Source organism: Micromonospora humida, from assembly GCF_016901255.1.
Lineage (GTDB): Bacteria > Actinomycetota > Actinomycetes > Mycobacteriales > Micromonosporaceae > Micromonospora > Micromonospora wenchangensis.
The window spans coordinates 226,949-247,476 of the sequence record NZ_JAFEUC010000010.1 but is presented as its reverse complement, the minus strand read 5'-3'; the positions used below and the strand labels follow the sequence as shown (position 1 = coordinate 247,476).

Sequence of the window (20,528 nt, the reverse complement as noted above, 5' to 3'; positions counted from 1 at the left end):
GTGCCCGACCGGCCGGCCCCGCCGCTCGCCGCCCGGTGTCCGGGGCCCGACGCCGCCACCCGGCCCCGGGCGGCACGGTCACCACCGGCGTCCGCCGGGTCATCTGGTGCCCGCGCCCGTGCGGGTGCGACGATCTCCACCGGCCCTGCCGACGACCCGAGGAGGACGCGATGGCGACCGCTGCCGAGCTGGACGACTGCCGGCGGGTCGCCGAGGAGGCGGCCCGCCTCGGTGGCCGGGAACTGCTGCGGCGCTTCGGCGACCACGGCCGCGTCGACTACAAGACCGCCCCCACCGACCTGGTCAGCGAGGCGGACCGGGCCAGCGAGACGCGCATCGTCGAGCTGCTGCGTGCCCGCCGCCCCGGCGACGGCATCCTCGCCGAGGAGGGCAGCGACCACGTCGGCGACTCCGGGCTGCGCTGGGTCCTCGACCCCCTCGACGGCACCGTCAACTACGTCTCGGGGATACCGCTCTGGTGCGTCAGCGTCGCCTGCGAGCAGCAGACCCCGGACGGCTGGCGGCCCGTCGTCGGGGTGGTCCACGACCCGGTTCACGACGAGACCTTCTGCGGCGTCCGGGGCAGCGGCGCGGCCCTGAACGGCACACCGCTGACCCGGCGCGCCGGTGTCACCCTCGGCGAGGTCGTCCTCGCCGCCGGCTACGCCTACGACGTCGCCCACCGGCGGGTGCAGGCGGCCGTGGTCACCGACCTGGCCGGTGACGTACGTGGGGTGCGGATGCTGGGCTCGACGGCGCTGGCGTTGGCCTGGATCGCGGCGGGCCGCTGCGACGCCTACGTCGAGGACCGCACGTTCCGCTGGGACTGGGCGGCCGGTCAGGTGATCGCCGTCGAGGCCGGCGTCGCGGTCGAGGTGAGCGGCAGCCGGGTGCTCGCCGCGCCACCGGAGCTGATCGACGGCCTGCGTCCCCGGGTCGCGGCGCTGGGCTGACCCGCGCCGGCCGCGCTGCCGGTCGGGGCGTCACCCGGCGCCGAGACAGACGAACGCCGCCGCCGTGGCCCCGGCGGTGCCGTCGCCGGAGGCGACGAAGGCCCGTTGGGCGTCGGCGAGCGCCTGCGCCGGTCGCAGCCCCGCCCGCATCCGTCGGTGCAGGTCGAGCATCAGCGCGGTGGTGGGGTCGGCCGGCACCGGCAGCACGGTGGCGACCAGGCACCGGGCACCCAGTCCGAGCAGCACGGCGGTGAAACCCATGACCTCGTCGCCGGGGCGGACCCCGGTCAGCCCCGAGTCGCACGCGGACAGCACCACACAGCCGGGCGGACGGGTGACCCGCTCCCACTCGTAGGCGAACAGCGGTCCGTCGGCCAGCTCCAGGGTGGAGAACTGCGGATTGTCGGCGCGGAAGGTGCCGTGCGCGGCGATGTGCACCAGGCCGGCCCCGTCGAGCGCCGCGGTCAACGCGTCGGCGGTGGCGTCCGCGCCGGTGAGCAGGGTCGCCCCCGGCAGCACCTGCGCGAGCCGGCCCACCTCGGCCTGACCCGCCGGCAGGCGCGGCCCACAGGCCAGCACCGACGGTCCGGCCGAGGGTTCGCCGTCGTCCGCCCGCAGCCAGGCCGTGGCCGACGGGGCGACCGTCACGGCGCGTCCGGCGCAGGTCGGCAGACCCGACCACGCCACCGCGTGCAGGGCCCCGACCGGCACGATCACCAGGGGGCGGTCGCCGAGGTGCCGGCGCAGCGGATCGAAGAGCTGCCGGTCCAGTGCGGCGGCGGCGTGCCCGGCCCCGGCCCGCGCGGTCGCCGTGTCGCCGGTGGTGACCAGCCGGCGCAGCGCGAACCGGTGCCACCGGGTCAGGTGCACCGCCTCGGCCAGCGGACCGAGGTCGTGCAGGCTGGCCCGCCCGTCGCGGACCAGCACCGCGCGCAGCCGGTCGCCGTGGGCGACCAGCTCGACCAGCACCCGGGCACCGAGTCGACCGGCGAGCACGCCCACGCCGGGCGGGTTCACCACACCGGTCCCACCGGGCACCCGGCGGGCCAGGTCCCGGATGCGCTGCTCCAGCCGCGCCTGCCGACCCCGCAGGGCGTGCGCCGGCCGGCCCGCCAGCACCTCGTCCTCCAGCAGGCTGCTGACGAGCCGCAGTTCGGTGAGCGCCGCGAACAGGTCCGGGTCGTCCGGGGGCAGCGCCGGACGCATCCGCAGGGTGTTGGCCCGCCAGCGTTCGGCCCAGGCCAGGGTGCGGGCCGGGGAGCCGGCCCGCACCGCGATGTCGAGACCCTCGGCGGCCAGTTCCCGACCGTACGTGCCGCTGTGGGCGCGCAGCTCCGTGGCGCCGAGGGACGTGCGGTGCCGGTCCAGCACGGCCAGCCCCCGCCGCAGCGCCCGGGCCGCCCCGGCGTCGTCACCGGTGAGTCGACGCGACCGGGCCAGGGCGTACCAGCCCTGGGCGCGGCGGGAGGCGGTGCCCCGACGGCGGGCCTGCGCGGCCACGTCGAGCAGGGTCACGGCCCGGTCGACCCGGCCCGAGGCGGCGGCCAGCAGGCCGGCTTCGAGGCGGGTGGTCAGCGCCGGCCCCGGCCACCCGGTGGCGTCGAGTTCGTCGGCCGTGCGCACCATCGCGGTGAGCAGGGCCGCCGTCCGGGTGCCCCGGCGGAACTCCGCGCGCAGCTCGACGTGCCGGGCGAAGGCGGCCCAGGTGCGCCGGCCCTGACGCCGGAACCTGACCCGGGCCTGGGCTGCGGCCGCGGTCGCGGTGTCCAGGTCGTCGGCGAGCAGCGCGGCGCGGGCCTGGGCCAGCAGCGCCTCGGCGAGGTCCGAGGCCATGCCCCGGCGGTGCAGCTCCCGTACCGCGGCGGCGGCCACCCCGACCGCCTCGTCGAGCAACGGCACCGACAGCAGCAGCTCGAACCGGTCCAGCAGCAGCGCCGGACGCGGGACGGCGAGCCGGCGGTACTCCTCGTCGACGTCGGCGAAGCAGCGCAGCGCGACGGCGATCTCGCCGCGTTGCCCGGCGGCGATGCCGCTGTTCCACCTGGCGTCGGCCGCGGCGAGGTCGAGCCCGAGCCGGTGGAAGACCGCCGCCGCCCGGGAGAGGTCGTCGCCGGGGCCACCGGAGGAACCCCGGTGCGCGTTGAGCAGTCCCCGGTTGTTGCGGGCGCGGGCCTCCAGCAGCGGATCGTTCTCGCGTTGGGCGATGTCGATGGCGATGCCGTAGTCGCGCACCGCCTCGGCGTAGCGCCCACGGTAGTGCAGCACCACCCCCCGCTGCATCCGGGCCCGGCCGGCGTCGGCACCGGTGAGCTGGGGCAGCGCGGCGGTCACCGCCCGCAGCGCGGCAGCGGTACGGCCGGCGTTGGCCAGCACGTACCCGAGGCTCATCCGGGCCAGCGCCCGGGTACGCGGGGTGCCGGACACCCGTACCGCCCGGCGCAGGTGGCGCAGCGCGCCGGGCAGGTCGTTGAGTTCGCGCAGGGCCAGCCCGATGGCCCGCTCGGCGGTGGAGCGCTCGTCGTCGTCGGCGGTCTGGCTGGCGAGCACCCGCTGGGCGATGCTGATCGCCTCGGGTGGGTATCGCTGGACGGCGTCGAGCGCCGCCTGGGCCGCCGCGGCACCGCAACCGGTGCTGTCGGGCATGCCCTAGAGAGTCCACGACGAACAGCCGCGAGTCAACGTCGAGAATCCATCGCGGGAATGTCGTCAATGGGTGTCCTGCTCGGTTGCCCCTAATTGACAAGCGGCGATGGTGCGGAATAATTGGCGGTCGGGGAATTCACCGCGCCCGCCCTCGGTGGGCACGCTTCTTTCACGAGCATGGAGGATCCGTGCCGCCGTCTGACCACCCCACCGTGCCGGGTCCGGGCGGCCCACTGTCCCGACGGCGGATCCTGACGCTGTCCGCGCTGGCCGTGGCGGCGCCGTTCGGTGTGCTGCCGCGTCCGGCCCCGGCCGCCGCCGGCGACGCGGATGCCGACGCCTACCAGAGGGCGTTCGAGGCCGCCCTGGCCGCCGACCAGAACGTCCGCCGCTACACCGCCCCCGGCCGGGAGATCCTCTACCGCCCCCGGCAACTGCTCGCCGCCGCCGCCGACGCCAAACGGGTCGCCACCTGGCTGCGCGCCCACGATTATCCGGTGACCGTCGGCGCCGGATTCGCCGGTGTCACCCGGCTGCTGTTCGACCGGGAGACCGACATCCCCGGCGTCGTGCGAAAACTGCGCGACCCCCAGCAGTGGCCCGGCCAACCGGTGCCGGCGGTGCAGCCCCACCACGTGCTGCTCGGGCTGGGCAACATCATGGGGAACCCGGGCACCCCGCCCCGCCCCGCCCCGGCGCTGCCGCCCCCCGACCCGACCCGGCTCGGTGCGGGCGCCGGCGTCACCGTCGGCATCTGTGACACCGGGATCTGGCAGCAGGCCGGCGCATGCCACCCGCAGTGGCTCGGCGGGGCGTACCTGCCGCAACTCGACGACGAGGACCCGCTCTACGTCCACACCGACGTGCTCGCCGCGCAGGGTGGGCACGGCACCTTCGTCGCAGGGGTGGTCCGGCAGGCGGCCCCGGGCGTACGCGTCGACCCGGAACTGGCCCTGGACCCGACCGGGGTGGGCGACGAGTCGACGGTGGTGGCCGCCCTGAGCCGGCTCGCGCCGCAGGTCGCCGTGTTCAACCTCTCGCTGGGCGGCTACACCCTGGACGATCAGCCGTCGCTGCCACTGGCCAACGCGGTGGCGGCGTTGCCGGCGACAAGCGCCGTGGTCGCGGCGGCCGGCAACGCCGGCACCAGCCGACCACTCTGGCCGGCCGCCCTGGACCGGGTGGTGGCGGTCGCGGCGGTCAGCCAGACGACCGGCGGCCCGGTGCCGGCGGCCGACAGCTGCTACGGACCCTGGGTGGACGCCTGCGCCGTCGGCGAGCGGCACAGCACCTACGTCGAGGGGCAGCTTCCCCTGCCCGGCAGGCCGGCACGGCAGTTCCACGGGTTCGCCGTCTGGGCCGGCACCTCGTTCGCCACCGGGCACGTCTCCGGGCGGCTCGCCGCGATGATGACCGCCGGGGGCCTCAGCGCGGACGCGGCGCGTGCGAGCCTGCTCGCCGCCCCCCGTTGGCATCCCGACTACGGGGTGCTCGTCGGATGAGCCGCGTCGACGCCCCGGGCGGTGACCCGGCGACCGGTGCCAGCGCGACCAGCCTGCTGTCCGCCGCCGCCCGCGGCGACGAGTCGGCCTGGGCCGAGCTGGTCCGCCGGTACACCCCGATCGTGTACGCGGTCATCCGCGCCTACGACCTCAGCCGCTCCGACGCGGCCGACGTCAACCAGACCGTCTGGCTGCGTCTGGTGGAGCAGCTGGGTCGGGTACGCGAACCCGAGGCGCTACCGGGCTGGCTGGCCACCACCACCCGCCGGGAGTGCTACCGGCTGTCCCGGGTGAGCCGCCGCTCCCACCCCGTCGACCCGTACGACCAGACGCTGGAGGGCCAGTACGGGCTCTCCCGGGAGCTGGCTGCGATGGCACCCGCGCCGGACGACGAGTTGCTGCGCGCGGAGCGCCGGCAGGCGTTGCGGGCGGGTTTCGTGCAGCTCCCGTCGCGCTGCCAGGCGTTGCTGGCGCTGCTGACGGCCGACCCGCCGGTGAGCTACCGGGAGGTCGCCGAACGGCTGGGCGTGCCGATCGGCAGCATCGGCCCGACCCAGGCACGATGCCTGCGTAGGCTGCGGGAGTGCCCGGCGATCGTCGAGTTTCTCGGAGCTTCCACCATCGGTACGAAACGGGGGTGAACCGGATGGAGCCGTGGCCGCCTGCGGATGACGAGGCGCTGACGACGGAGCTGGGTGCGGCCCTGTGGGACACCGGGCCGGTCTCGGAGGCGTACCTGAGCGCGGCCCTGGCCGCGTTCACCTGGCGGACCGCCGACGCGGAACTGGCCGTCGCCGAGCTGACGTTCGACTCGGCGGTCGACGCCGAGTTGGCCGGCATGACCCGTTCCGTGGCGTCCGCGCGGACGCTGTCGTTCCGGACCGGGTCGGTGCTGGTGGAGATCGAGGTGACCGACGCCGGGATCGTCGGCCAGCTCTCCCCGTCCGGTGGCGGGCGGGTCAGTGCCCGGACGGCCGCCGGCACCTACGACGAGGCGTCGGTGGACGCCGTGGGCTTCTTCTCGCTGGGTGTCCCACCGCCGGGCCCGGTCCAGCTGTGCGCGCGCACCGTCGGGTACGCGGTGTCCACCGCCTGGGTCTGTCTGCGCTGACCTCGGTCCGGTGGCGGTGCGCCGCCCTCTCGACGGCGTCCGAGCGTGCCGTCGGCGTCCCGTGCCCGGTCGTGGCCCGCGACCCAGGACGGTGGGGCGCCGGCCGCTCGGCCCGCGCCCCACCGTCCTGCGGTGGTGACGGCGTTACCCCCGCTGCTCGCCCGCCAGCAGGTACTGCACCCCGCCGAGGTCGGCCCGTTCGGTGCCGTCCGCGTCGGGCCCGAACTGGGTCACGTTGAGCGCGGTCTCCTTGGCCAGGGTGGTGTCGGCCGAGAAGGACAGGGAGAACTCGAGGCGCTCACCGGGCTTCAACAGCAGCCCGCTGATGCTGGCCCGCCCCGGATCGACGATCTCCAGCTCGGTCTTGCCGACCTGGCGGACTCCCGTGGCGACCTTGCCGGTGGACTGCCAGCGCTCGAACAGGGTCGGGCCGAGGTCGACGAAGACCCGGGCACCCTGGGCCTGCTCGGCCGGCTGGGTGAAAACCAGGTCGTTCTTGGTCTCCGCGGCGGTCACGTTGCCGATGGCGAACGGCCGGACGACCCGGGGCCCGCCCGAGACGAGTCGGACCGAGTCGACGTTGCGCCAGGCGACGTTGTTGTTGTACTGGGTGTTGACGCTGGTGCTCGGCCCCTCGAAGGTCATCGGGTCGGTGGGCGAGACCCAGCGCGCCAGCAGGCAGAAGTGCCCCGGTCCGGGTACCCCGGTCCACGGGATCGTCACGGTGGTGACGCCCGGGTAGACGGGCACGCTGACCGCGCCGATCTGGGTCCAGTGGGTCGGCCAGGTGGCGCCGCCGCCCGGGGTCGTCCGGTAGACGCGCAGCACCCCGTTGTCGATGCCCGAGCCGTACGGTCCGTTGTTGCGCAGCTTGATGAAGAGGTAGTTGGTGACCCCGACCCTCGGGTTCTGGCTGGTGGAGCACTCCACGGCCGTCGGGCAGACCTTGATGTCGGGGCTGGCCCACAGCGGGCTGTACGAGTGCGGCTGGATGCCGGTGTCGGCGGTGACGTCCTTCATGTAGACGTCGGTGCGGGCCGCCGCGGCGGCCTTGCCCTGCGGTGCCTCGCCGGGTGCCGCGGCGGCGGCGGTGACCGCCAGCAGCCCGGCCAGCGCCGCGCCCGTGAGGACGGCCAGCGTCGAGCGGCGGACGCGCTTTCCTACCTTGCCCATGACAGGTTTTCTCCCATCGGCGGGGGACGTCGAGTCCGGCGTGTTGCGGTGCCGTGTCGACGCGATGACGTCGTTGAAGAGCCGTGAACGTGCCGGGAAATACCGTCGCGGGGTTGGCCGTCAGATGACGCCAGGACCGGCAAATAAGACACTCATCGATGTCTGACGCGCATGTGCCCCGGCCGGGTGCCACCGGAACGACACGGTCATCCGGGCGTGATCGCGACCACTGCCGGACGTAAGGGTGTACTAGGGTGCTCCCATGGATCTGAGTGACAGCGCCTCACCGGTGACAGCCACCCGGCACGGTCCAACGGAGGGCGACTCGTCGACACCGATCCGGCTCCGTGCGGCGAACATTCACAAGCGGTACGGCAAGAACCATGTCCTGAATGGCGTCGATCTGACGGTCCGTGCCGGCGAGGTGGTCGCCATTATCGGCGCCAATGGCTGCGGAAAGTCGACGCTCATGAGGATCTGCGCCGGTCTGGTCAGCCCGTCCAGTGGTGTGGTGGAGGTCGACGAGAGCATGGCCTACTGCCCTCAGCAGGCAGGACTCATGGGTTACCTGACCGCCGACGAGCATTTCGCGTTGTTCGGTGCCGGGCACGGAATGGGTCGGAGCGAGGCCCAGGCCACCGGCCGGCAGCTCGCGAAAAGCCTGGCCTGGGACGGCGGCATGGCAACGCAGGCCAGGCATCTCTCCGGCGGCACCCAGCAGAAACTCAACCTTATTCTCGCCGCGCTGACCGATCCCGACATCCTGCTGCTCGACGAGCCCTACCAGGGTTTCGACCGGGGCAGCTACATCGATTTCTGGGACTGGGTTCTGCAGCGCCGCGACGCCGGAAAGTCGACGCTCGTCATTACCCACATGTTGAATTCCCTCGATCGGGTCGACGCCGTTCTCGACCTCGGAGCGAAGGCGGCCGCCGACTCATGACCAAGCTGCTCACCGTCGCGGAGATGATGGGTCGGGATCTCGCCCGGCGGCGGGTGGCCCTCGCGCTGCTCGCATTCGTTCCCCTGCTGTTCTACATGGCCCGGCACGACGGCAATCCCGAGAAGGCGATCCGCTTCGCCGGTCTCGGCCTGGCCTGGGCGGTGAGTACGGCCGGCCTCTTCCTGAGCAACACCACGAAAGCCGTGGAGCGGCGGCTGCGCCAGATCGGCTACCGGCCGGCGCACCTCTACCTCGGCACGCTCACCGCGCTGCTGGCCCTGGGTGCCGTACTCGCCACGGTCTACTGGGTGCTCATCTATCTCGACCAGGACAACCTGGCCCGGCCCGGCGCGGTCGCCATCGAGTTCGGGCTCACGGTGGTGGTCGCCGCCCCGCTGGGCCTGCTGATCAGCGCCGTCGCCCCGCACGATCTGGAGGGCACCCTCGTCCTGATCTCGATCACCGGATTGCAGTTCCTCGTCGAGCCGGACCAGAAACTCGGCAAGGCCCTGCCGTTCTGGTCGACCCAACAGGTCGGGACCTTCGGTCTCGACGGCGGCGACCCGGAGTACCTCCGCAAGGGCCTCCTGCACGGCGCCCTGTACTGCGTGGGCCTCATTCTGGTCACGGCGGTGCTGGCCAGCGTGCGGCTACGGCAGCGCAGGCACCTGCGGATCCGGGCGGCCGTCCGGTAGGAGCAGCCGGGCGGGTGTGGCGCGCCGCGCCCGCCCGGCGCTCACCCCACCTCCTGCAGGGCGAACGACACGTCGTTCGGCGGTGCGACCAGCAACGGCAGCCGTTCTGCGGGGGTGCGGGCCTGCCGGCGGCGTTGCTCCAGCTCGGCCATGCGTCGCATGCACGCGGCACGAGCGGGTGACCCGAAGCCGGTCTCCGGCGCCGCGGTCAGCGAGGCCGCCCAGGCCCGGTAGCGGTAGAGCGGCCGACGCAGGTTGCGGATGCGGTACAGCCAGGCGACCCGCAGTTGGAAGTCCGTGTCGGAACCGAAGGCCGCAGTGCCGTCGAAGCCGTTGAGCCGGGTGAAGACCTCCCGCCGGACGACCGTCGCCGGGTGCAGCGCGACCGTCTTACGGCCGAACCGGTGCACCAGGTTCCCGTTGCGCGGCATGTGCCGTACGCCCTGAGGGTTGCCCGACGCGTCGATGACGCGGTACCCGCAGCCGACGAGATCGGCCCGGCCCCGTTCGAGCACGGCCAGTTGACGGGCGAAGCGGTCGGGCTCGCTGACGTCGTCGGCGTCCTGGAAGCCGATGTACTTCGTGGACACCGATGCGACCACCGCGTTCTTCAGCCGCAGCGGCCCGACGTTGCGGGACGCGCGCAGCAGCGTGAGCCGTGGGTCGTCCCGCCAGGGTGCGAGCGCGGTGATCCAGTCGTCGTCCGGCGAGTGGTCGTCCGCGACCACGAGCCGCAGGTCCCGATGGGTCTGCCCGAGTACGGAGGCGACCGACTCCGGCAGGTAGGTGGCGCAGCGGAAGTGCGGCACGATGACGGTCAGCAGGGGTTGCCCACCCATCAGGCGCCGACCGGCATCGACTCGCTGCGTACCGCGTCGATGTGCGCCCGCAGCCCCTCCCGCAGGGAGACCGACGCGCGGAAGCCCAGCGCCTCTGCCGTACGGGTGACGTCGGCGCGGGTGGACACCACGTCGCCCGCCCGGTGGGGCTCGACACGGACGTTCGCCGGGCGTCCCATCAGCTCACTGATCAGGTCGATGATCCCGGTGACCGAGATCTGCTCACCGGTGCCGACGTTGCACACCCGGCTCGGACCCGGCGCGTCGACGGCCGCCGCCACGGCGCGTACCGCGTCCTTGACGAAGACGAAGTCGCGACGCTGCGAGCCGTCGCCGAAGACCCGGATCTCCCGGCCGTCGCGGACCGCGGAGATGATCCGGGAGATCAGCATGTCGGGTCGTTGTCGTGGGCCGTACACAGTGAAGAACCGCAGGGCCACACTGGTCAGCACGGAGGCGGGACGCGCCGCGTAGGCCAGCGCGAGGTGCTCGGCCGCCAGTTTGGTGACCGCGTACGGGGAGATCGGCGCGGGCGGTTGGTCCTCGTTCATCGCCCCGTCGCGCTGGTTGCCGTAGACACTGGACGACGAGGCGATCACCAGTCGTCGTAGTCCGGTCTGCACCCCCGCCTCCAGGAGCCGCCGGGTGACGATCACGTTCGACTCGACGTAGTCGTCGAAGCGGTCCCACGAGGGCCGGACCCCGGGCAGCGCGGCGAGATGGACCACCGCGGACACCCCGTCGAGCAACGGACGGATGTCCGTGGTGCGCAGATCGGCGACGACGTGCCTGCCGGCCGCGCCGGCCGGCCGGGGCCGCAGGTCGACACCGATCACCGGCTGGCCACGGTCGGCCAGGTGCTCCACCAGGTGTCGCCCGATGAACCCGGCGGCACCGGTCACCAGCACCGTACGCCGTGGGTCGTGAACCGTCATTTCCGTGCCCTCCCTGGTCTGGGACGTGCCTGGCGGTGGACTCTCAGCTGCGCCGGACCGACAGCGTGTGGGCCAGGTCGGTCAGCGCCGTGCGCACCTGCGCGGCGATGGGCAGGGAGTCGAGCGCCGCCACCGCCTGCTCGGTGCGGGCGTGGATCATCTCTTCGACCGTCCGCAACGCGCCGGTGTCCCGCACGATGTGCCGCAGCCGCAGTGCCTCCCGCTCGCCGAGGCGCGGGTTGCCGTGCCACCGGGATATCTCGGCGGCCTGGGTGGCATCCGCCCGTTGCCTGGTCAGTGCCATGAGCGCGGTGGACTTCCCGCTGCGCAGATCGCTCAGGGTCGACTTGCCGGTGACCGCGTCGTCGCCGAACACGCCGAGGATGTCGTCACGCAGCTGGAACGCCTCACCGATCGGAACACCGAACCGGGAGAGCCGGTCCACCTCCGCCCGGGGCGCGCCGGCCAGCATCGCGCCGATCTGCAGCGGACGCTCCACGGTGTACTTCGCCGACTTGTAGAGCAGGATCGTCAGGCAGTCGGCCAGGTCGGCCCGGACGGCCTCGCCACGGACGTCGAGATACTGCCCGAGCAGTACCTCGACGCGCATGCTCTGCAGCAGTCCGGCCGCCGCCGCCACCCGCTCGGCAGGCAGGCCGCAACCGTGGAACGCCTCGTCGGACCAGGTCAGACAGAGGTCGCCCCAGAGGATCGCCGCGTTGCGACCGTAGTGTTCGGGGTCGCCGCGCCAACCGAGCCGGCGGTGCGCCTGGGCCATGGTGACGTGCATGGTCGGATTGCCCCGCCGGACGTCGCTGTCGTCCATGATGTCGTCGTGCACCAGGGCGAAGAGGTGGAACAGTTCCAGCGCCGTGGCGGCCATGATGATGCCGGGATCCTCGTCACCGCCGAACGCGCGCCAACCCAGGCAGCAGAACGTCGGCCGGGTGCGTTTGCCCCCGGCGAGTGCCAGGGCGCGTAGGGCGTCGACTCCGTCGCGCCACTCGGGGTTGGCGTTCATGTCCCGTCGGGCGGTCAGGAAACTGTCGATCGTGCGTTCCACCTCGACCCTGAGCGCGGGCCCGGGGAGGCCGGGCGCGCCTCGGGCGGTCTCGCTGGTGGCGGTCATCTGTCCCCCGTCCGGTCGCAGGCGATGTCGACGGCAGGTAACCGGTGTCCGGTCCCGCCGGGGTGAACGATCGCGCAGGCTGAATGCGGCAGAGTGGGGCCGACCCTCGATGTGAAGGGATCACGGTCAGTGACGGCCTGGGTGGGGTGGCCTGCGCTTACGTGACCCCTCGTGGCTGGCTGGGTATCCACTGTAGCCGATCGATGGGCATCCGGAACCCCCTACTTTGCTTATCCGCAATTTCCCGTGTGGGCGTTTTGTTCTTGTAGGGGGGTTGACTGGAGTCGATTTACCGTGGATTGTTGTGCGAGCGAAATTGACCGATCCGGATGGTGGGGGAGCGGTATGGAGCAGGTCGTGCTACTCGACCAGGATGGCCAAGTCGTTGGTGAGCAGGACAAATACGCCGTCCATGATGGAGGCACCCCGCTTCACCTAGCATTCTCTTGTTACGTGTTCAGCAATAGTGGGTATTTCTTGATGTCGCGCCGATCGTTGCGGAAAAAGACGTGGCCAGGTATATGGACCAACAGCTTCTGTGGCCATCCCGCCCCAGGTGAGGCGATGACTGACGCCGTTCACCGACGGGCGTCCGCTGAGCTGGGCCTCACGCTGAGCAACCTTCGTCTGGTGCTGCCCCGTTTCCGCTACCGCGCCGAACTCGACGGTGTGGTCGAGAACGAGATGTGCCCGGTGTACGTGGCCCGCGCGGTGGGCGACCCGGTGCCGAACCCGGACGAGGTCGACCGGGTCGAATGGGTCGACTGGGACTCGTTCCGGGAGCGGGCCCGAACCGACCCGGCCCTGTCCCCGTGGTGCCGGTTGCAGGTCGACGAACTGGCGGGGCTCGGCCCCGTGCCGGGTGACTGGCCCACCGGCGACGCCGCCGAACTGCCTCCCGCAGCCAGGGTCGCGGTCGCCGGGCACGGCTGACCAGATGGCGTCTCACGAGCCGCGGACGGCTGCGACGAACTGGTCACGCTATGTGGCCTACGTCGGCGGCCACCGCCGCTGGTTCCTGCTCCTGGCCGCGCTCATCCCGCTCGACGTCGGCACCCAGTTGGTGGCGCCGCAGGTCGTACGCCGGTTCATCGACGCGGCGGTGGGCGGCCGGTCGCAGACCGAACTGGCCGGGTACGCCGTGGTCTTCGTGGCGCTCGCGGTCGTCCGGCAGGTGCTGTCGACAGGCACCGGCTGGGTCTCCGGCCGGGTCGCCTGGCGTACGACCAACGAGGTGCGTCGTGACCTGCTCGCGCACGTCCTGCGGCAGGGGCCGACGTTCTTCCTCCGACACCCGCCCGGGGAACTGGTCGACCGGATGGACGGCGACGTCACCCGGTTGGCCAAGCTGCTGTCCGAACTGGTGCTCGACATCGCCGTCCAACTGCTGATGATCATCGGGATCGTCGTGGCGCTGTTCCTGCTCGACTGGCGGTACGGCGCGCTCTTCACCCCGCTCGCCCTGGTGATGCTGCTGCTCCTGCGGCGGCTGCTCGGCCGCGCGGTGCCGCTCATCGCCGACCGGCAACGGGCGGAGGCGGGCCTGCTCGGTTACCTCGAGGAGAACCTGACCGGGCGGGAGGACCTGAACGCCAACGGCGGGACGACCCACGCCTTGGAGACCGCCTGGGACCGGATCACGCACCACTACCGGCTCGCCCGGCGGGCCGCCCGCGCCACGGTCACCTGGCCGGCGGCCGTCCAGGTGCTCACCGCCGTCAACCTCTGCGCGGCACTGGCCACCGGTGTGTGGCTCAGCCAGAACCGGGGAGTCAGCGTCGGCACCGTCTTCGCCGGGCTGTCGTACGCGATCCTGCTGCGGATGCCCCTGGTCAGCATCACCTCGCGGTTCCAGGACGTGCAGAACGTCCTGGGCAGCGTCCGCCGCGTCGAGGAACTGTTCGGCGAGGCCCACATCGTCCCCGACGGTGGCGGCACCCTTGCGCCCGGACGCGGCTCGGTGAGCTTCACCGGCGTCACCTTCGCCTACGAGGACCGTCCGGTGCTGTCGGACGTCTCGTTCACGATCCCGGCCGGCCGACGGGTGGCGCTGGTCGGACGCAGTGGCGGCGGGAAGTCGACCATCCTGCGGATGCTGTTCCGCCAGTACGACCCGCAGGCCGGGACGGTGTCGGTCGGTGGGGTGGACGTCCGGCGGTTGGACGTCGGCGCGCTGCGCTCCCGCATCACGCTCGTCACCCAGGACGTGCACGTCATCGCCGGCACGCTGCGCGACAACCTGACCTTCTACGACGACCGGTGGCCCGACGAGCAACTGCTCCGCTCGGTGGAGGAGGTCGGGCTGGGCACCTGGTACGCCGCCCTGCCCGACGGCCTCGACACCCGGATCGGGCCGGGTGCAGCCGGGCTGTCGGCCGGTGAGGAGCAACTGCTCGCGCTGGCCCGCGCACTGCTGACCGACCCCGACATCGTGCTCCTCGACGAGCCGTCGGCCCGCCTGGACCCGCATGCGGAGCGGCGGCTGCGCCGCACGATGGAGCGGTTCATCGAGGGCCGTACGGCGCTCGTCATCGCCCACCGGCCCGAGACGCTCACCATCGTCGACGACGTGATGGTGGTCGAGGAGGGCCGGGTCGTGAGCCTGACGCCCCGCCCCGACCCGACCGACGGCACCGACGGGCCGGTCGACCAGCGGTTCTTCGTAGGGCGGTCCTGATGACCACGACGAGCGGTGGCCGGGCACGCCTGTTGTTGGCCGGTCGCGGACGCCGGTACGCCGTGCTCGCCGCCGTGTGGGCGGTGCTGCGCCTGGGCATGCTCGCCCTGGGACTGTTGATGCAGACGGCGTTCGACTCCCTCAGCGGCGAGTCGGCCGCCGGCCTGAACCTGTGGAGTGTCGTCGCCCTCGTCGCCGGCATCGAGGCCGCGCGCATCTCGCTGCAGTTCAGCACGGTCGTGCCCTGGCTCGAACCGCGCATGCAGTACCACACGGTCGGCGCGTTGCGGATGTCGCTGTTCGAGTCGCTGCTCGAACCGCCACCGCAGGCCGGAGGCGGCAGCGTGGGCGAGGCGGTCGCGACCGTCGGCACCGACGCCGCCGACGCCGGCTTCTTCGTGGTGTGGTCACCGATCAACATCGCCCGCTGGCTCTTCGCGGTCGCCGCGATCACCATCATGATGCGCATCGACGTGCTCATCACATTGAGCATCCTCGGGCTCTTCGTGCTGATCGTGGCGCTGATGCGCCTGGTGCACGGGCGGATGGTGGCCTACCGCGAGCAGAGTCGCGCCCAGACCGCACGGGTCACCGAGGCGCTGCGCGAGGTGACGGGCGCGGCGCTGGGCGTACAGGCCGCGCGGGCCGAGGAGGCGGTCACCCGGCACCTCGACCGGCTCAACGCCGACCGGGCCAGGATCGCCATCGCCGAGGAACTCGCCGTCGCCGTGCAGCGCAGCACCCTGCTGAACGCCGCTCCGCTCGGCACCGGGATCGTGCTGCTGATCGCCGCGCCGGCCATCAGCAGCAACGAGCTGTCCATCGGCGACATGGTGCTGTTCACGTTCTACCTGCAACTGCTCGTCGACACGCTCGCCTCCCTCGGCGTGCTGACCGTCCAGTTGCAGCGCGTGCTCGTCGCGCTGCGCCGGATGACGGCGATCACGGGCGGTCGGCTGCAGCCCCGGCACGGGATGGACCTCGACCGCGGCCGACCCGGTGCGATGACGGGCGTCCCACCGCGGCAGCCGCCCCCGCCCCCCGCCCCGGGTCCGCCCACGATCACGGTCACGGACCTCACCGCCCGGCACGACGGCGCGGCCCACGGACTGGTCGGCGTCGGCTTCACGATGCCGGCCGGGCAACTGACGGTGGTGATGGGCCAGGTCGGATCCGGCAAGACCACCCTGCTGCGCACCCTGCTCGGCCAGGTGCCGGGGGCGACCGGTGAGGTGCGCTGGGACGACGTCCCGCTGCCCGCCGACCGCCGCGCGGTGCTCGTGCCGCCCCGGTGCGCGTACACGCCGCAGGTGCCGCGACTGTTCACCGGCACGATCCGGGAGAACATCCTGCTCGGGCTGCCGGCGGACCGGCTGGCCGAGGCGGTGTCCCGGTCGGCGCTCGACGCCGACCTCACGACGATGCCCGACGGGCTCGACACGGTGATCGGGCCGCGCGGCCTACGCCTCTCCGGTGGCCAGGCACAACGGGTGGCCGTGGCGCGGATGCTCGTGCGCCGCACCCCGTTGGTGCTGTGCGACGACGTCTCCAGCGCCCTCGATCCCGAGACGAGCGACGCCCTGTGGGAGGGGATCCTCCGCGACGGCGGGAGCACGGTCCTGGCGGTGTCCCACCGGCCCGAGGTGCTCCGCCGGGCCGCCCTCGTCGTCGTCCTGCACGACGGCCGGCTGACGGCGGTCGGGGCCCCGGCGGACCTGCTCGACAGCTCCGACGAGATACGCCGGCTCTGGTCCGCCGTGGCCCACGACTGACCCCATGCGGAGGCACCGATGTTCGAGCTAGTGACCCGGCCCGTCAGGTGGGCGATCCGGCGCGGCTACCAGCCCGCCGAGGGTGATCCGCCGCCCACCGGGTGCCTCGTGGTCCGCCCCGGACCGACAGTCGTGCGGTCCGGAATCCCGGTCCGGGATGTCGCCGCGACGCTCGGCGACGGCTTCGCCGGTGGGCTGGCCCTGGTCCTGCCGACCTACGTGGGTCGCGCACCGCTGTCGAGCCACCGCGAGAGCGTCGAGGAACTCGTCAGCCAGCTCACCGACCTCCCCCCGACGGTCGCCGCCCGCCCGTTGGTGCTGGTCGTCGGCATGCAGTACCGCGACGACCAGCACGACGAGGCGGTCGAGCGGCTGCGCCGGCTCAGCGAGGTCGCCGCTTCCCCGGGCGGGCCGACCTTCGTCGGCATCGCGATGCCCCAGGCCGGGAAGAGCCGCATGCTCAACGCCGCCTTCGCCATGGCCACCGGCCTCGGCCTGGCCGGCGTGGCCTGGGTCGACGACGACGTCACGTTCAGCACCGGCTGCATCGGCCGGCTGTTCGAGGACTTCCTCGACCGTGGCGCCCGGGGCTCGGTCGGGGCGAGCAAGGTCCCCCAACCCAACCCGTACGCGGCGGCCCGGTTGCTGCACCGGGGCAAGGGGATCACCAAGACGCCGAAGTTCAGCTACCCGCACGGGTGCTGCATGGTGGTCGACGCCGACCTGGCGGCCCGGGGCATCCCCGACCGCTACACCTGCGAGGACGACTACTTCTGCTTCGCGCTGCTCGACCCACGCGACGAGAACCCGCTGCACCGTACGCACATCGTCGCGGACGCCGTGAGCTACCACCTGACCGGCGGCCCGGCGGGCGAGATCAGACAGCGCGTCAACCGTTCGCTGCTGACCGCGGCGGTGCTGATGGCCGACTTTCCCGCCGACGTCGCCGGGCGGTACTGGCGCATGTACTTCTACGGACTGTGGCCGCTGGCCCCCGCCGCCCGGGGCCAGGGTTTCCGCTTCGCGGCGAAGAAGTGGCTGCTCAAGTCGGTCCACTTCGGCTGGTTCTCGACGGTGGCGCTGGGGCTGGCCGTACGCGGCGTCGCCGGTCGGCCCCGACGCGAGATCCCCTGGTCGGCATACACGAAGCACGCCAAGCCAACGGCCTCGTCGGTCCCGTTGTCTCCCACGATCTCCGGAGGGGAACGCGCATGACAGACATCGCGAAATACATCAAACAGCGTGCACAGGGCAAAGGCGTCCTGAACGTGCTCAGCGGGGTGTCCCGCACCTACCTCAACGGCACCGGAACCAAGACGCTCAGCGACGCCGCCTGGCTCAAGCAGAAGTCCAGCCGCACGCCACCGCAGTTCAGCATGATCGCGATCGAGACGATGAGCGGCTGCAACTACCGCTGCTCGTTCTGCCCGATCGGCACCATCAAGATGCCGTCCGGCCGGATGTCGATGGAACTCTACGAGTCGCTGCTCGACCAGCTCGCCGACTTCACCGGCGTCATCCACCCGTACCTGTTCAACGAGCCGCTGCTGGACCGGCGGCTGCCCGAGATGGTGCGGATGGCCAAGGAGCGCACCAGAGCGTCGATCTCCATCCAGACCAACGGCTCCAAGCTCACCGAGGAGCTGGCCGACGAGCTGACGAAGTACGCCACAGTCGTCGTCAACGACTACACCACCGACCTGTCGGTGCTGGAGAAGGTCCGCCGGTATCCGGCACGACCCGAGCTGGTGCTGGTCGACCGCGACCCGGACGCCACCCTCACCAACCGGGCCGGCAACGTGCTGGGGCGGCCGACCGTGCTGCTCAACCAGTTCTGCGTACGGCCGTTCAACGAGTTCTACATCACCCATGACGGCCGCGTCGTCCTGTGCTGCCAGGACTGGAGCGTGCAGGAGGTCATGGGCAACGTCAACGACAACACCATCGAGGAGATCTGGAACAACGAGAAGTACACCGCCCGCCGCGCGAGCCTGCTGCGAAAGGAGCGGACCGACCTATGCGCGAAGTGCGACTTTCCGGGAATCTGAGCACGGTCCCGACTACCGCCCCGGTGCTGACGGCGCTGCGGGCGCAGGCCCCCGGGCTCCTGCACGTCGTTGACCCGTACAAGGTGCCGCTGGCCGAGGCGGTCGAGAAGGCACGGGCGATGGCCGATGTGGGTCATCCCGCGCTGCTGGTCGGCAGCACCGACAACCCCGCGTTCGACCAGCAGGTCGCCCCCTACGTCGCCGAGCTGCGCGAGCGGACCGACCTGCCGCTCATCCTGCACTTCCCGTCGATACCCGGGCGGGGCGCCCCGCTGTGTCCGGGCGCCGACGCCGTGCTCGTGCACGCGGTGCTGAACTCGGTGCGGTCCTTCTTCGTCACCGGTGGTCTGGCCGCCACCGCCCGCACCGCGACCGCGCTCGGGCAGGACGGACCCGAGCTGCTGCGCTCGGCGTCGTTCGCCTTCGGCACCGACGGCAAGACCCACGAGGCGGTCGGCGCCCGGCCGGCGGCCGAGGACGGCCTGGAACTGCCCCGGCTCGTGGCCGAGGTCGCCGCCGCCGACTTCGATCTCGCCTATCTGCTCTACCGGCACGGCCGGGTCCCCGACCGGGTCCTGCGTGCCTACCGGCGTGGCCTGGCACCCCAGCAGTTGCTCTTCGTCGGCGGCGGGGTCAGCTCGTACCGTCAGGTCCGCGAATACCACGACTGCGGCGTCGACTGGGTCGTCGTCGGCAACGGGCTGGAGACCGCCGACTGGCGGGACACCCTGCGCGGCATGTCCGGCCGTCCGGGTGGACGGCCCGGCAGCGTCGGCGACCCCGCCGTCCCCCCGGGGATCGCCGCCGAGTTGCAGCGCGGGCTGCGCCGGCCCGTACGGTCCGATCCGGCCGGTCGGCAGGTCTACGCCACGAACGTCGGCCGGCTGCACGAGCTGCTGCCGGCCGTGGTGACCCCGGTGACCTCGGCGGAGGAGGTCGCGCACGTCCTGCGGACCACCCGGGCGGCCGGTACATCCGTCGCGGTGCGGGGCAGTGGACACTCGTTCGGCCGGCAGGGCCTGTCCGACGGCGGGGTGCTGATCGTCGGCGAGCCGGGGGACCCCGCCGTCCGGGTGCTCGACGACGGCACCGCCGAGGTGTCCGCCCGGGCTCCCTGGTACGCCGCCGAGCTGGCCCTGAACGCCCAGGGACGCAGCATCCCGGTGCTGACCAACCACCTGACGGTCTCGATCGGCGGCACCCTGTCGGTCGGCGGCTACGGCGAGGGCACGATCACCCACGGCGGCCAGGTCGACCTGGTCGAACGGTTCCGGCTGGTCCTGCCCGACGGGCAGCCGCGGTGGTGCTCGCCCACCGAGTCGCCGGAGCTGTTCCGCTACGGCATCGGCGCGCTGGGCACCCTGGGCGTGCTGGACCGGGTGGTGCTGCGCACGGTCGAGCACCAGCGGCACACCACCATCGCCACGCAGCGGCATCCGTCCCTGACCGCCCTGGTGGCGGAGGTCGGTTGGCTGGCACAGGAGCAGCGCTCGCCGGTCGACCTCTTCTCCGCCCAGCACTACGAGGGAGGTTTCGTCGCCACATACGGGATGCGCGGTGGTGGCCCGCTGCCGCGGCGACTGGCGGGGCGGGCCGAGACCCGGGTCGAGGCCGACTGGCCGCTGCGGTCCATGCGCGAGTCCCGGCGCAACCCGGCCGACCCGTCGGTGCACTTCATCTGGGCCGACTACTGCCTGTCGTTGCCGGCCGCGGCCGAGTTCGCCCGCTTCCTCGACGCGGAGATCCTGGCGACCCCGGGCTACCGGGAGGGCGGTGGCCGGCTGCTCATGCTCGGCGTGCACCGGCCGGAGCAGCGTCCGGGCGTGCCGTTCACCCCGGCGGCCGGCCTGCGGGGCCTGGCGCTCGGCTTCGGGCTGTACTTCAGCGTCCCGCGCGGGGACCGGCCCGCCGTCGACCGGGTGCAGGGCCTGCACCGTCGGGTGCTGGCGCAGTGCCTCGCGCTCGGCGGGCGGCCCTACCTCGCCGGCTGGTACGACCTGACCGAGGCGGACCTGCAGTCGATGTACGGCGACGACCTCACCACCCTGCGCCGGCTACGCCGGGAGCTGGACCCGCAGGGTCTGTTCAACCCGGGACTGCTGGCATGA

17 protein-coding genes are annotated in these 20,528 nt (G+C 72.5%); 12 read left to right on the top strand and 5 right to left on the bottom strand.

The window, feature by feature from the left end; all coding sequences use genetic code 11:
• The first annotated feature begins 170 nt into the window (after nucleotides 1-170).
• A complete protein-coding gene (locus tag JQX11_RS21135) occupies nucleotides 171-953 on the top strand; it encodes an inositol monophosphatase family protein (protein ID WP_204926695.1) in 783 nt (260 codons plus the stop codon).
• A gap of 30 nt (nucleotides 954-983) precedes the next feature.
• On the opposite strand, the gene JQX11_RS21130 is transcribed toward JQX11_RS21135, so the two are convergent.
• The gene (locus tag JQX11_RS21130; RefSeq protein WP_204926694.1) at nucleotides 984-3,596 is read right to left on the bottom strand and encodes a CHAT domain-containing protein; all 2,613 of its coding nucleotides are present in this window, start codon (nucleotides 3,594-3,596) and stop codon (nucleotides 984-986) included.
• Between the two features lie 188 nt (nucleotides 3,597-3,784).
• Here JQX11_RS21130 and JQX11_RS21125 point away from each other — a divergent pair, with 188 nt between their 5' ends.
• From JQX11_RS21125 to JQX11_RS21115, 3 genes are read left to right on the top strand one after another with little or no spacing between them, the layout of a single operon-like run.
• A complete protein-coding gene (locus tag JQX11_RS21125; protein ID WP_307826282.1) occupies nucleotides 3,785-5,098 on the top strand; it encodes a S8 family peptidase in 1,314 nt (437 codons plus the stop codon).
• The gene (locus tag JQX11_RS21120; protein ID WP_232378258.1) at nucleotides 5,095-5,739 is read left to right on the top strand and encodes an RNA polymerase sigma factor; all 645 of its coding nucleotides are present in this window, start codon (nucleotides 5,095-5,097) and stop codon (nucleotides 5,737-5,739) included. Before JQX11_RS21125 ends, JQX11_RS21120 begins: the two co-directional genes overlap by 4 nt.
• Before the next feature lie 5 nt (nucleotides 5,740-5,744).
• Nucleotides 5,745-6,209 (top strand): hypothetical protein, encoded by a 465-nt coding sequence (locus tag JQX11_RS21115; RefSeq protein ID WP_204926693.1) that lies wholly within the window; start codon nucleotides 5,745-5,747, stop codon nucleotides 6,207-6,209.
• Nucleotides 6,210-6,353: 144 nt separating this feature from the next.
• Here the strand turns inward: JQX11_RS21115 and JQX11_RS21110 are convergent, their stop codons facing one another.
• The gene (locus JQX11_RS21110; RefSeq protein ID WP_204926692.1) at nucleotides 6,354-7,382 is read right to left on the bottom strand and encodes a hypothetical protein; all 1,029 of its coding nucleotides are present in this window, start codon (nucleotides 7,380-7,382) and stop codon (nucleotides 6,354-6,356) included.
• 262 nt (nucleotides 7,383-7,644) lie between these two features.
• On the opposite strand from JQX11_RS21110, the gene JQX11_RS21105 reads away from it, so the two are divergent.
• Nucleotides 7,645-8,325, top strand: coding sequence for an ABC transporter ATP-binding protein (locus JQX11_RS21105; RefSeq protein ID WP_204926691.1), 681 nt, complete (start codon nucleotides 7,645-7,647; stop codon nucleotides 8,323-8,325).
• Nucleotides 8,322-9,020, top strand: a complete 699-nt coding sequence (locus tag JQX11_RS21100; protein ID WP_204926690.1) for a hypothetical protein — start codon at nucleotides 8,322-8,324, stop codon at nucleotides 9,018-9,020. Before JQX11_RS21105 ends, JQX11_RS21100 begins: the two co-directional genes overlap by 4 nt.
• A 41-nt stretch (nucleotides 9,021-9,061) precedes the next feature.
• Here JQX11_RS21100 and JQX11_RS21095 read toward each other — a convergent pair whose 3' ends face one another.
• Genes JQX11_RS21095 through JQX11_RS21085 form a run of 3 tightly spaced genes read right to left on the bottom strand, consistent with a single transcriptional unit; the run spans nucleotide 9,062 to nucleotide 11,923 of the window.
• The gene (locus JQX11_RS21095; protein ID WP_204926689.1) at nucleotides 9,062-9,859 is read right to left on the bottom strand and encodes a glycosyltransferase family 2 protein; all 798 of its coding nucleotides are present in this window, start codon (nucleotides 9,857-9,859) and stop codon (nucleotides 9,062-9,064) included.
• Nucleotides 9,859-10,794 (bottom strand): NAD-dependent epimerase/dehydratase family protein, encoded by a 936-nt coding sequence (locus JQX11_RS21090; RefSeq protein WP_204926688.1) that lies wholly within the window; start codon nucleotides 10,792-10,794, stop codon nucleotides 9,859-9,861. Before JQX11_RS21090 ends, JQX11_RS21095 begins: the two co-directional genes overlap by 1 nt.
• A gap of 43 nt (nucleotides 10,795-10,837) precedes the next feature.
• Nucleotides 10,838-11,923: a polyprenyl synthetase family protein gene (locus JQX11_RS21085; protein ID WP_204926687.1), complete on the bottom strand. Its 1,086-nt coding sequence runs from the start codon at nucleotides 11,921-11,923 to the stop codon at nucleotides 10,838-10,840.
• 345 nt (nucleotides 11,924-12,268) lie between these two features.
• Here JQX11_RS21085 and idi point away from each other — a divergent pair, with 345 nt between their 5' ends.
• Genes idi through JQX11_RS21055 form a run of 6 tightly spaced genes read left to right on the top strand, consistent with a single transcriptional unit; the run spans nucleotide 12,269 to nucleotide 20,528 of the window.
• The gene (idi, locus tag JQX11_RS21080) at nucleotides 12,269-12,856 is read left to right on the top strand and encodes an isopentenyl-diphosphate Delta-isomerase (RefSeq protein WP_204926686.1); all 588 of its coding nucleotides are present in this window, start codon (nucleotides 12,269-12,271) and stop codon (nucleotides 12,854-12,856) included.
• A gap of 4 nt (nucleotides 12,857-12,860) precedes the next feature.
• A complete protein-coding gene (locus tag JQX11_RS21075) occupies nucleotides 12,861-14,600 on the top strand; it encodes an ABC transporter ATP-binding protein (protein WP_204926685.1) in 1,740 nt (579 codons plus the stop codon).
• On the top strand, nucleotides 14,600-16,372 hold the full coding sequence (locus tag JQX11_RS21070) for an ATP-binding cassette domain-containing protein (RefSeq protein ID WP_204926684.1): 1,773 nt from the start codon (nucleotides 14,600-14,602) through the stop codon (nucleotides 16,370-16,372). Before JQX11_RS21075 ends, JQX11_RS21070 begins: the two co-directional genes overlap by 1 nt.
• Before the next feature lie 18 nt (nucleotides 16,373-16,390).
• Nucleotides 16,391-17,587, top strand: coding sequence for a glycosyltransferase (locus tag JQX11_RS21065; protein WP_204926683.1), 1,197 nt, complete (start codon nucleotides 16,391-16,393; stop codon nucleotides 17,585-17,587).
• Nucleotides 17,584-18,420, top strand: a complete 837-nt coding sequence (locus tag JQX11_RS21060; RefSeq protein WP_204926682.1) for a radical SAM/SPASM domain-containing protein — start codon at nucleotides 17,584-17,586, stop codon at nucleotides 18,418-18,420. The genes JQX11_RS21065 and JQX11_RS21060 overlap by 4 nt, the downstream gene beginning before the upstream one ends.
• Nucleotides 18,390-20,528, top strand: coding sequence for a geranylgeranylglyceryl/heptaprenylglyceryl phosphate synthase (locus JQX11_RS21055; RefSeq protein WP_204926681.1), 2,139 nt, complete (start codon nucleotides 18,390-18,392; stop codon nucleotides 20,526-20,528). Before JQX11_RS21060 ends, JQX11_RS21055 begins: the two co-directional genes overlap by 31 nt.